Below are 11,411 nucleotides of genomic sequence, written 5' to 3'. Positions count from 1 at the left end.
CCCATGAGCGACATGCTGCGCGCCCCCGCCGAGGTGAAGTACGCCGAGGAGCTCGACTGGCTCGAGTCGATCGACGACGGGCCCAAGCCGTTCTCCTGGCGGCTCAGCCCCAAGATGGTCCGGCTGTTCATCCTCGGCTCCGAGCGTTCCGACGGACTGGATCGCGAGATCCCCCAGAAGTGGTTCGGCGACCGCGGCTTCGTCGAACGCGGCATCGTGACCCTGGCGTCCGACCGGGGACTGCTGCTCATCGGCGACCCCGGCACCGGCAAGAGCTGGCTCGCCGAGCTGCTGTCGGCCGCGATCTGCCGCAACTCGACCCTGGTCGTGCAGGGCACGGCCGGCACCACCGAGGACCACATCAAGTACTCGTGGAACGTCTCCATGGTGATCGCCAAGGGGCAGTCGCGCGAGTCGATGATCCCCTCGCCGATCATGACGGCGATGGAGCGGGGCGTCATCGGCCGGTTCGAGGAGCTCACCCGCTCCACCAGCGACGTGCAGGACGCCCTCATCTCGATCCTGTCGGAGAAGTACGTCTCGATCCCCGAGCTGAACGACGACAACATCGTCTTCGCCAAGCCCGGATTCTCGATCATCGCCACGGCCAACAGCCGGGACCGGGGCGTCAACGACCTGTCGTCCGCGCTGAAGCGACGGTTCAACTTCGTGCGCGTCCCGGTGGTGACGAGCAAGAAGAGCGAAGCGGAGATCGTCCGGTTCCGCACCGGTGAGCTGCTGCGCCGCCACCGGATCGAGCTGGAGGTGCCGCCCACGCTGCTGGACGTCCTGCTGCAGAGCTTCGCCGACCTGCGGACGGCCGCGGCCTCGGCCTCCAGCGACGACGAACGCCTGGAGTCGGCGCTGTCGACGGCCGAGCAGATCGGCGTGCTGGAGGACGCCATCCTGCACAGCCAGTTCTTCGGCGACCGCACGCTGCGCGCCGAGACACTCGCCGACTCGATGGTCGGCTCGCTGGCCCGGCGCAGCCCCGAGGACCTCGCGATCCTCAACAAGTTCTGGCACGGCGTCGTCGAACCCCGCTCCAAGAAGGACGAGGACGGCCCGTGGAAGGGCTTCCTCGAGGGCGGGCGAGAGGCGATCGCGAAGCTGTCATGAAGCCTTTCGCCGAACTCCGTGAACAGCTGCTCGACGCCGCCGGCACGTTCGCCGAAGGACCGGACGCCCTGTCCGGCATCCTCGCGGGCATGGTCGACGACGTCGACCGGGCACTGCGCGAGGAACTCGAGATCTTCCCGGTGTGCCACCACTCCCCCGCCTCCGCGCTGGCCATGGCGCGGAGGCTGCGGGAGAAGCGACCCAAGGTCGTCTACCTGGAGCTGTGCGACGACCTCGGGCCGCTGCTCGGCGAACTGCGCAACTGCCGGCTGCCCGTCGCGCTGCAGGCGTTCGCGACCGACCTCGACGGCTTCCCCGCCGCCTGGGCTCCGCTCAGCGTGGTCGCGCCCATCACCGAGGCGTCCGCCGAGTACCAGGCCATCGCCTACGCGCTCGACACGCCGGGCGTCGAACTGGTGCCGGTCGACCGGTCGAGCGACCACGTCTTCCAGTGGGAGCCCCGGGAGCCCGCCGAGCGCGCCGCCGCCTCCGACGAGGAGGCCGCCCTGCACGGCGACTCCGTGGGCATCGAGCTCGGCGACCTGCGTCCCCGCTTCGCCGAACTGGAGGAGCACCTGCTGCGCCACGGCAAGGTCCGGCACTGGTCGGAGTGGTGGGACCAGTACGTGGAGCAGCCGCTGTCCGGGGCGGACCACGACACCTACCGGCAGGTCATGGTCATGATCGGCAGCCTGTTCCGGCGACTGCGCCGCGACCGCGACGACCATCGCGACGAGGAACGCGAACGGTACATGTGGACGCGGATGCGCGAGCACCTCGCCGCGTCCGGGGTCGATCCGGCCGACTGCCTGTACGTGTGCGGGGCCTTCCACGCGGCGAGCCGGGTCGAGCAGTTCGGGCTGGCCTCGACGGCGCCGTACGAGATCACCCCGCGTACGGGCACGCGCTGGCAGTACGGACTCATCCCGTCCAGCCACTCGGCGATCGAGGCGCAGTTCGGACTGGCTCCCGGCTCGGTGTCGGTCGCCACGGCGACATGGAGCAAGGCGGTGCGGCGCAGCGGCGTCAAGCCGTTCCGGCTGCAGGGCCAGAAGGACGCGCGCGAACAGGCCGCGCCCGCACTCGCACCCGCACTCGCGGCGGCGCTCGCCGCTCCGGAGCCCGCCGCCGACCGGCTTGCCGGCTTCCTGACCGGCCCGCCCGCGCAGGACGACCTGGACGAGGCCGAACTGCTCGGCTGGTGCGTCGACATCGTCCGCCTGGCCCGCCGCAACGGCTACCAGGCCAGCACGGCCGACGCCATCGCGGTGTTCGAGACGTCCGTCCTGCTGGCGGGCATGCGCAACCGCGCCCGTCCGACCCCGTACGACTTCCAGGACGCGGCGGTCACCTGCATCGAGAAGGAGACCGTGCCGGGCCGCCGGGACGTGGCCCGCCTGTGTGAGATCCTCCTGGGCGGCGACAGGATCGGCCAGGTCGGCTACGAGGCGCTGCCCCCGCTGGCGCGCGACGTGCTCGACCGGCTGGAACCGCTCGGCCTCGACCTTCGGGCCCGGACGATCAAGCGGGCCCTGCTCGACCTGAAGACCGACCCGGAGCTGGCCCCGTGCTCCGACCTGCTGTGGATCCTGCACCGCCTGCTGCCCCAGGGCACCGTCCGTCCGATCATGGGCTCCCGCGGCCTGGGTGAACGCTCCATCCAGGAGAGCTGGGACCTGGCCCTCGGCCGCGACCAGCGGGCCCTGGTCGAGCTCGGCTACGAGGGCGTCACCGTCGAGCAGGTGCTGGAGCAGCGGCTGCGGCGGGCCGTCCGGGACCCCCGGGCCACCGCCTCCACCGCGCTGGCGGCCGTCGAGGACGCCATCCGGCTCCTGCCCGGCCGACGACTGCCCGAGGAGCTCGGCTCCCGTGCCGTGGAGCTGCTGTCCGCCGAACGCACCGTGGACGACGCCCCCGAGGTCCTGCGCCGGATCCGCCGCCTGCTGGCCCACCACCGGGCCGCCGGGCCGCGGCTCCCCCGCTGGTGCGAGGACTTCGCCACCACCGGATACGCCCACTACTGCACGCTGCTGCCCACCGCCTTCGCCGACGAGGCCGGCGGCGTCCGCCAGGTGGCCGCCACGCTCGGCTTCCTGTTCGGCATGGAGGGCCTGGCCCTCTCCCTGGGCTGCGACCACACCCAGCTGGAGCTCGCCGTCCGCCAGTCCCACCCCGAGGCACCCGCGAAGACGGCCCTCCTGTGGGCGGCCCGCTCCCGCCTGGGCCTCCTGTCCCAGGACGAGCTGCGAGCCCGCTGCGACGCCCTTCTGGACAGCCCGTTCACCGTGGAGGCGTTCCCGCAGTACATGAGCGGTTTCGTCCACTCGCTGGAACCGGTGCCGACCTTGGGCCCCTTCGTCGTCGAGCTGATGTCCAAGGCCTTCGCCCGCCTCCCGGACTCCGTGCTCCTCCCCTGGCTGCCCAAACTCATCACCACCCTGCGCGCCGAGGCCCGCGACCTCGTGCCGGTCCTCGTCCGCGAAGCGGCCCGCACCTTCCCCGCCGCCCTGCCCGCTCTCGACTCCTGGGTTCCCCCTTGGGAGCGAGGGCAGCCGCCCTCCGACTCCCCGCAGCCCGTCGGGTCCGGCCCCGCCTCGACTCTGCTGGCCTCCCATCCGGTGGCATGCGACGCGCTGGCCGTCCTGTTCGGCCACGAGCCCGTCTGGCAGGAGCCCTCGCCCTCCGTCGACGCTTCCCGGGAGGTGAGCACTCTGCTGACCCGCCATCCCGACGCCGCCGCCGCCATCGCGTCCCTGCTCTGACCCGGCTCTCCCATGACCACGCGAAAGCCGCCCGGCTCCGCCGACCGGCGGGCCGGACGGCCTCCGTGGAGCGACGACCGGGGAGTCGGTCTCCGCGGTGCCGGTCAGTGGTAGGCGTGGACGACGGCGTGGCCCTTACCTCGGCCGATCATCCACTTGTTGACCGGAGTCGTGATCACGAAGGCGACGGCGAATCCGCCCAGCAACGCAGACCAGAACAGCCCGTCGGACAGGTGGGCGTCCATCGCGCCGGGGGTGAGCGCGATGATGCCGTTGTCGACGAGCTCCATCACCGCGATGGAGACGGTGTCGGCGGCCAGCGCCACCTTGACCGCGCTCTTGAGGTCCAGGCCCGCCCTCCGGACGGAGAACAGAGTGAACGAGTAACCGAACAGGAAGGCCAGGGTGACCGCCAGGACCATCGTCTCCACGTTGCCCCAGCCCAGGGCGGTGCCGACGACCATGCCGAGGATCTCGCCGATGGCGCATCCCAGCAGGCAGTGCAGGGTCGCCTTCATCGCCGTGCCCCACGACGCGCCCGCCACCGGGTGCCCGTGGTGTCCGGCGTGGTCCGCCGAAACACCCGGGTGGTGTCCTGTGTGATCCATGGTCTGGCAGTCCTTTCCTTCGGAGGTCGTCCGCCCTCTCGCAACAACATACCCCCATGGGGTATTCCCCACCATCCCCTTATTCGCGGCCGAGAAACCATCGCTAAGCGATAGATGGCGATCGGTATCCTTTCCCTATGGAATCCCGTCCTTCGTCGCCTTCCCAGGCGGAACGGATCGCCGCCGCGTTGCGGCAGATCGGCAAAGGGTTCACCGAACTCGCCGATGCGATCTCCGCCGGTTCCGAAGAGGTCCCGGAGGCCGAGCGCCACCGGGCTCTCCTCACCGAGTGGGGTGACCGCGGACTGGACAGGGCCGAGGCCAGCGCGCTGTTCCGAAGACACGGGTTCGCGCCGCAGGCGGCGGGCGGCTGGGTGCGGGGCGACTGGCTGGAGGTACGGCAGGACGGCCGGCGCTATCTCACGGACAGATCGTTCGCCTGGCTCAGGCGGAAGGAGGCGGAAGATGACCGAAGCGGTGAGGACTGACCCGTTCACCGTCCGGCTGGAGGTCCGCAGCTACGAGCTGGACCCGCAGCTCCACGTCAACGGCGCGGTGTACCAGCAGTACGCCGACCATTCCAGATTCGCCTGCGTCCAGGCCGCCGGGGTGTCGGTGGAGGAGCTGATCGGTGACGGCCTGGGCCCCGTCAACCTGGAGACCGTGATCAGATATCACCGCGAACTGCGGGGCGGGGATGAGGTCGACGTGTCCTGCGCCTGGGTCTGGGGGAACGGAAAGACCTACCGGGTGGAGCACGTCCTCCGGCTCCCCGACGGCACCCCGGCCGCCGAGGTCCGCCACGTGAGCGGGCTCCTCGACCTCAGGAACCGCCGCCTGGTCGACGACCCGGCGGCGCGGTGGCGCGAACGGGCCGAACGACCCGAGCTCCTCGGGCTCCGCTGAGGTCCTCCTCCAGGGCCATGACGGTGCGGATCCGGCCTCTTCGTCACTCGCCGAGGCCGGCTCGGCGGGCTCGGACGACGGCCTGGGCGCGGTCGGCCACCTGGAGTTTGGCGAAGATCGAGGTGAGGTGGTTCTTGACGGTCTTCTGGCTGAGGAAGAGGCGGCGGGCGATCTCGGCGTTGGTCCTGCCGGAGGCCAGAAGGCCGAGGACCTCGTGCTCCCGCTGGGTCAGTTCCGGGAAGGGCGCGCCGGTGGGGCCCACGGTGAGGAATCGGCGGATGCGGCGGGCGACCGCCGGGCCGTAGACCGCCTCTCCCCTGGCCACGGCCCGGACGGCGGCCAGGAAGTCTTCGCCGTCGGCGCCCTTGAGGACGTAGCCGCGGGCACCGGCGCGCAGCGCGGCGAAGACGGACGCGTCGTCCTCGCTCATCGTCAGGACGAGGACGCCGAGGTCGGGGCGCCGGTCGATCAGCCGCCGGGTCGCCTCGATGCCGGTGACGCCGGGCATGACCAGGTCCATGACGACGACGTCCGGGTTCAACGACAGGGCGAGCGCGACCGCCTCCTCGCCGTCGGAGGCCTCGCCCACCACCTCGGCTCCGCCCACCTGCTCCAGCAGGGCCCGCAGGCCGTGCCGGAGCAGCGGATGGTCGTCCACGAGCAGGACGCGGATCGGCTCGCCGCTCGGCTCGGAACTCATGAAAGAAACACCATCTCAACGGTCACAGGGGAAGTTCGGCTTCCACGATCGTGCCCTTTCCAGGGCTGGACGTTCTGCGCAGGGTGCCGCCGAGTTCGGCGGCGCGCTCTCGCATACTGCCCGATCCCACTCCTTCCACGACAGGGTCGGGCAGGCCGCGGCCGTCGTCCCGGACCTCCAGGAGCAGCCGTTCCGATGCGGTCCTCACGGTGATCCTCACATGCGACGCGTTCGCGTGTTTGAGCGCGTTGGCCAGCGCCTCCTGGCCGATCCGGTATGCGGCCACCTCCACCGCCGCCGGGAGGGCCGGGAGCGGCGCCGGGATGCCGACGGCGACCGTCGGGCCGAGGCCGGAGTCCGGCGCGCCCTCGAGGACGAGGTCCTCCAGCGCGCCTTCCAGGCCGAGTTCGTCCAGTGCGGGAGGACGCAGGTCGTGCACGATCCGGCGGATGTCGCCGACGAGTTCCCGGGTGAGCTGCCGTACCTCTCCCAGTGGTTCCCGAAGCTCCTCGGACGCCGTGAGTTTGAGCAGGTCGAGCCGCACACCGATGGTCGCCAGGCCGGGGCCGAGCCCGTCGTGCAGATCGCGGCGCAGACGTCGGCGTTCTTCTTCTCGCGCGATGACCAGCCGCTCGCGTGACGCCTGCACTTCCCTGGCCAGGCGTACGGTGGCCAGGGCCAGTGCCAGCTGGCGGGCGAGGTCGTCCAGCACGGCGAGGTCGAGTTTCGACAGGGCCTCGCCCGGCGAGCGCGGGGCGGCGCGGAGCTCTCCTTCCGGAATGCCGCCGCTCAGCAACGGCAGCCGTACTCCGCTCTCCGGGACGCCTCCGACGACGGAGACGGGCGTTCCGTCAGCGGCGAGCACGGCCACGGAAGGAAGGCGCAGCGTGGACGCCACGACCTCCGCTGTGCCGTCGAGGAGCCTGGTCGGCTCGACCGACGTCTCGAGCCGCTGGCCGAGCAGCCGTAGCGCCGTCGCGGGATCGTCCCGGTTGCCGAACAGGAGACGGCCGACGGCACGCTGCACCGCGTCACGCACCGGGGCGAACGCCACCGCCACCACCGCCGTGCCCAGGAGGGGCACTCCGACGTTCTGCCGCAGCAGCGTGTCGAACGTGGCGACCGTCGCGAGGTAAGCGCCGAGCAGCAAGCCCGTGACGATGACGTACACGACGGTCCTGCGGATCAGCACCTCGACGTCGAACAGCCGGTAGCGGAAGATCGAGACCGCCGTGGCCAGGGGGAGCAGCGGCAGGGTCAGGGCCTCGAGCCACACCCCGAGCCGCGGCAGGCCGTCCGGGGGCGCGGCGTCGATGAGCGCGGCCACGGCGATGGCGGCGGCCGCGGCGAGGACGGGCAGCAGCTGGCGCCGGTCCTGGGCGCGGCGGACCCGGACGGCCAGCGCGGCCACCCCCGCGACGGCCGTCACGGCGACCGTGATCCCGAGCAGGACCGTGAGGACGCTCGTCGGCAGGAACCCGAACGGGTTGGGCTCCTCCCTGCCCCAGACCCAGATCCGGTCGCGGAACATCAGCATGATCTGAACCGCGGCGAGCGCCAGGACCAGGGCGCCGACCGTCCCCCGCCACCGTCTGGACGGCGGCCTGCCGTCGGGAAGCAGCACGGGCAGCAGGAAGAGCGGGCCGAAGCCGGTGAAGAACACCCAGTTCACCAGCCAGGCCGCGAAGCCGTTCCCGGGCCATCCGTGCGCCTGGCCGTAGGCGGCGTAACCGCCCGCCAGCGCCTGCAGCGCCAGGCCCGCGCCGCCCAGGCAGAACAGCCAGCCGAGCGGGTTGCGCGGCCTGCGGGTGACGATCAGCGCACCGACCAGGGGGAACGTCAGCCCCACGACGGCGTCGACCACCAGGTAGGTGGTGTCGGGGACGAGGGCCTCGTCGGTCAGGCCGGTCAGGACGACGCCGGCGAGGATGGCCGCGGCCGAGACCGCCGGGATCACCCATGGCCATCGATAAGCATGCATTCGCACATGGTGTGACATGCCGGGCCAATCGGACAATAGACCGGGACCAGGACGGGACCCCAGGTCCAGGCTTCTGGGACCGTCGGGCGGATGTACTGCCGCCATGTCCACCACAACGCCTCTGCGAGCCGGCGCGTCGGCCCGGCGACAGCTCACCGCCTACGCCCTCGTACTGCCCGCCCTCGTGCTCCCGGCCATCGCCTTCGCCGTCTCGCAGGGCCTCGACCTGAACCGGCTCGGCGACGCGCCGGTCCCCGCGCAGATCGCGATCTTCAGCACGGGCCTCATGCCGGGCGTCGCCGGCCTGGTGGCCCGGCTGGCGGGCGGGCACGGCCTGCGCGGCTTCGGCTGGGGGTTCCGCCGCGTTCCCTGGCGGGTGATCGCCCTGGCCTGGGCCCTGCCCGTGGCGAGTCTCGGGCTGGCGTACGGCACCGCCTGGCTGACCGGCATCGCCGACCTCGACACCGGCCACCTGAGCGCGAGCACCGGAGGCCTCCACCCCGCCCTGGCCGTCGTCCTCGGCCTCATTCCCGGCATCCTGCCGTACATGCTGCTGTCGTTCGGCGAGCAGGTCGGCTGGAGCTCCCTGCTGGCCGTCCGGCTGTCCGAGACCAGGAGCACCGACGCCACGGCCCTGATCGTCGGCCTGGCCTGGGGGGCGTTCCACTTCCCGCTGATGCTCTTCGTGCCGGGCGCGGTCGAGGAGGGCGTCCCCGCCCCCTACGCGCTGCTGTGCTTCACGGTGGAGACGGTCGCCCTCGCCTACCCGCTGGTGTGGCTGCGGCTGCGGACCTCGAGCATCTGGCCGGTCCTGGTCCTGCACGCCACCTTCAACGCCACGATCTACTTCGTCGTCACGCCCATGACCGAGGCCTCCGAGCGCTCCCCCTGGTTCCTCGGCGAGGGCGGCGCCCTGACGTCGCTGTCCACCGTGCTCGTCGTCCTGGCCACCCGCCCCCTGTGGCGCCGCACCCGCTGAAGGAGGACCCACACGTACGACGAGTCCTTGCTACGACCGAATCAGATGACAGAAGCGCCGACGAGTCGGCCCCCTCGGAATCCGAGGGGGCCGACTTCAGGGCGAGCGCCCGGGTCCGCGGCCGGTCAGCCGATGTGGACCCACTTCGCCACTGACGGCACGCCGTTGGCGTCGGTGGCGAAGAGCATGTACCAGCCGGGCGGGGCGATGTTGGGGTTGTTGGTCAGCTTGAACCTGCTGGTGTTGCCGCTGATCTTCAGCTTCTCCGGGGCCACCGCGCGCTGGTTGGGGTCGGAGGAGTGGGTGACCGCCCCAGGGCGCATCAGCCACGCACTCTTGATCTTGCGGTTGGTCTTGATGTCGTAGGTGGCCCCGTAGGCCCAGTACTTCTTGACGCTCTTGATCCTGGGCCGGGGGCCCTTGAAGAAGTACGGCGGCGAGTAGATCGAGAGGCGGGTCTCGTAGAAGTTGCTCGCCGGGTTGGAGCCCGCGGCCAGGACCCTGCCGTCGGGCAGCAGGACCGCGGTGTTGTGGTAGGTGCGGCCGATCTTGTCGGGAGCCATCCTCTCCCAGGCGTTCGGGCGCTTCGGATCGAACATGGCGGCTTCCTTGACGTACTGCTTGCGCTCCATCAGGGAGCCGCCGGTCTCGAAGACCTTGCCGTCGGGGAGCAGGACGGTCGACACGTAAACCTTCGCGGCGTTCAGGTCGGGACCACGCCTGTACCTCGGACTGCCGGCTTTGAGGTCGACGATGTCGGTGTGCGCGTGCGCGACGCCCGGGCCCTGCTTCGAGAAGTCCATACCACCCATGATCATGACCTTCTGGCGCTGGGCCGGCGGCAGCAGAACGCTGGCGGACTGGTCGCGCGCCCACGGCTGGGTCAGGCCCCGGACCTTCTTGTAAGTGCCTTTCTCGTGGTTGAAGATGCCGGGGCCGATGAAGGCCTTCGCGTCGTGGTCGTAGTTGCTCTCATCGTCCCCGCCCTTGACCGGATGGCCGAAGACGCTGCTCCCGGAGTAGAACAGCCTTCCGTTCTGCATGAGGATCAGCGACGGGTAAGTCGACCAGTTGACCCCGGGGGTCTGCTTGACCTTTCTCCGGGGCAGCCAGTAGCCGCCGGCCTTCGAGTTCTTCTTGTACTTGAACTTCTCGGAGACCCGCGAGACCCGCTGGTAGCCGTCCTTGGTGTAGTCGTCGGAGTAGCCGCCGACGGAGTAGACGTCGCCGTTGCCGAGGATGGTCGCGGACGGGTACCAGTGGCCGTCCCTCGTATTGTTGGTCTGGTGGTATTTGTTGTCGTTCGGGTCGAAGACGTATGACTTGTCCTCGCCCTTCCAACCCCGGTACGCCTCGGACTGTCCCTGGATGTACGAGGGGTACTTCTTCGTGCCGCCCATGATCAGGACGCGCCCGTCAGGAAGCTGGACGTGCCCTGCGCAGAACATGTCGGTCGGCGTTTTGATCTTCTTGTACCTGCCGGTGACCGGATCGTAGAGGAGGCTCTCGAAGCCTTTCGGATTGAAGTTCTTCGGGTTGTTCCCGGAGCCGGCGATGAGCAGTACCTTGCCGTTGCGGAGCACGACCGTGTGCATCGCCCGGACGCCCTTCTTCACCACCTCATCGTCTTGGTCGCCGGGGTTGGTGTAGCCGTTGGCGTCGTTGTCACCGTCGTCGGGCGCGGCGTCGCCGAAGCTGACGTACCTCCACCTGCCCTCGACGCAGGCCACGGCGTTGGTGCACTTGGCGGGCCGGGCCGCCGAGGCGGTCAGGACGTAGTCGTCGGTGGCGATGACGCCCTTGCCCGAGATCGCGAGACCGAACCGGACCGCCTTGGTGCCCTCGGGGACCGGGCCGGTCCGCACCGTCGCCCTGTGCCATGTGTCGTTCGCGTCGCCGACGCCGTGGTCGGACCAGCGCACCCAGGTGCCGTCGCTCTTCTGCCGGAAGAACATCACCGACATCTTGGGGGTGGTGGACTTCATCAGGAAGGACAGGTCGAGGCGCTGCCCCGCCTTGACCTTCTTGATCGCGCACGACCTGGTCTGCACCAGGGCCCGCCACCCCGACACCCGCATCGTCTGGGTGATCTGCATCGCGCGCTTGCCGCCGCGTCCCGTGACGATCTTGGCCGACCCGGTGTTGCGGCCCGTGGCCTTGACCTCCCAGCACTGGGGGAGCCTGCCCGCGACGGTCTCGAGCTTCGGGTTGGGCGCGAGGTTGGCCGCGGCGTGCGCGGGTACGCCGCCCTGCACGAGGACGGCCGTCATCATCGTCATCGTCGACCCGGCCAGGAACGCCCGGACCCTTGTCCTGCGGAATCTCACCGTTGAACTCCTCGGGGGTGCCTCGCGGC

General features: G+C 70.5%; 9 protein-coding genes. 5 read left to right on the top strand and 4 right to left on the bottom strand.

Going from position 1 to position 11,411, the window contains the following annotated elements:
- The first annotated feature begins 3 nt into the window (after positions 1–3).
- Both ABGB12_RS19370 and ABGB12_RS19365 read left to right on the top strand, forming a co-directional pair.
- A complete protein-coding gene (locus ABGB12_RS19370) occupies positions 4–1,119 on the top strand; it encodes an AAA family ATPase (protein ID WP_347679821.1) in 1,116 nt (371 codons plus the stop codon).
- Positions 1,116–3,881, top strand: coding sequence for a hypothetical protein (locus ABGB12_RS19365; protein WP_347679819.1), 2,766 nt, complete (start codon positions 1,116–1,118; stop codon positions 3,879–3,881). The genes ABGB12_RS19370 and ABGB12_RS19365 overlap by 4 nt, the downstream gene beginning before the upstream one ends.
- A gap of 104 nt (positions 3,882–3,985) precedes the next feature.
- Here the strand turns inward: ABGB12_RS19365 and ABGB12_RS19360 are convergent, their stop codons facing one another.
- The gene (locus tag ABGB12_RS19360; protein ID WP_347679817.1) at positions 3,986–4,489 is read right to left on the bottom strand and encodes a DUF4396 domain-containing protein; all 504 of its coding nucleotides are present in this window, start codon (positions 4,487–4,489) and stop codon (positions 3,986–3,988) included.
- A gap of 137 nt (positions 4,490–4,626) precedes the next feature.
- Here ABGB12_RS19360 and ABGB12_RS19355 point away from each other — a divergent pair, with 137 nt between their 5' ends.
- Both ABGB12_RS19355 and ABGB12_RS19350 read left to right on the top strand, forming a co-directional pair.
- Positions 4,627–4,977 carry a hypothetical protein gene (locus tag ABGB12_RS19355; protein ID WP_347679815.1) on the top strand — a complete coding sequence of 117 codons (351 nt, stop codon included), beginning with the start codon at positions 4,627–4,629 and terminating at the stop codon, positions 4,975–4,977.
- On the top strand, positions 4,955–5,395 hold the full coding sequence (locus ABGB12_RS19350; protein ID WP_347679813.1) for an acyl-CoA thioesterase: 441 nt from the start codon (positions 4,955–4,957) through the stop codon (positions 5,393–5,395). Before ABGB12_RS19355 ends, ABGB12_RS19350 begins: the two co-directional genes overlap by 23 nt.
- Before the next feature lie 43 nt (positions 5,396–5,438).
- On the opposite strand, the gene ABGB12_RS19345 is transcribed toward ABGB12_RS19350, so the two are convergent.
- Both ABGB12_RS19345 and ABGB12_RS19340 read right to left on the bottom strand, forming a co-directional pair.
- The gene (locus ABGB12_RS19345; RefSeq protein ID WP_347679812.1) at positions 5,439–6,095 is read right to left on the bottom strand and encodes a response regulator transcription factor; all 657 of its coding nucleotides are present in this window, start codon (positions 6,093–6,095) and stop codon (positions 5,439–5,441) included.
- Between the two features lie 22 nt (positions 6,096–6,117).
- Complete coding sequence (locus ABGB12_RS19340; RefSeq protein ID WP_347679810.1) at positions 6,118–8,076, bottom strand: sensor histidine kinase; 1,959 nt, start codon at positions 8,074–8,076, stop codon at positions 6,118–6,120.
- 103 nt (positions 8,077–8,179) lie between these two features.
- Here ABGB12_RS19340 and ABGB12_RS19335 point away from each other — a divergent pair, with 103 nt between their 5' ends.
- Positions 8,180–9,055, top strand: a complete 876-nt coding sequence (locus tag ABGB12_RS19335) for a CPBP family intramembrane glutamic endopeptidase (RefSeq protein ID WP_347679808.1) — start codon at positions 8,180–8,182, stop codon at positions 9,053–9,055.
- A 125-nt stretch (positions 9,056–9,180) separates the two neighbouring features.
- On the opposite strand, the gene ABGB12_RS19330 is transcribed toward ABGB12_RS19335, so the two are convergent.
- Entirely contained in the window at positions 9,181–11,382 is a 2,202-nt protein-coding gene (locus ABGB12_RS19330; protein ID WP_347679806.1) for a galactose oxidase early set domain-containing protein, read from the bottom strand.
- Between the last annotated feature and the right edge of the window lie 29 nt (positions 11,383–11,411).

Origin of the sequence: Actinocorallia sp. B10E7 (genome assembly GCF_039871655.1) — a bacterium.
Classification (GTDB): Bacteria; Actinomycetota; Actinomycetes; order Streptosporangiales; family Streptosporangiaceae; genus Actinocorallia.
The sequence above is the reverse complement of the archived record's forward strand: the minus strand, read 5'-3'. Positions and strand labels throughout refer to the sequence as shown.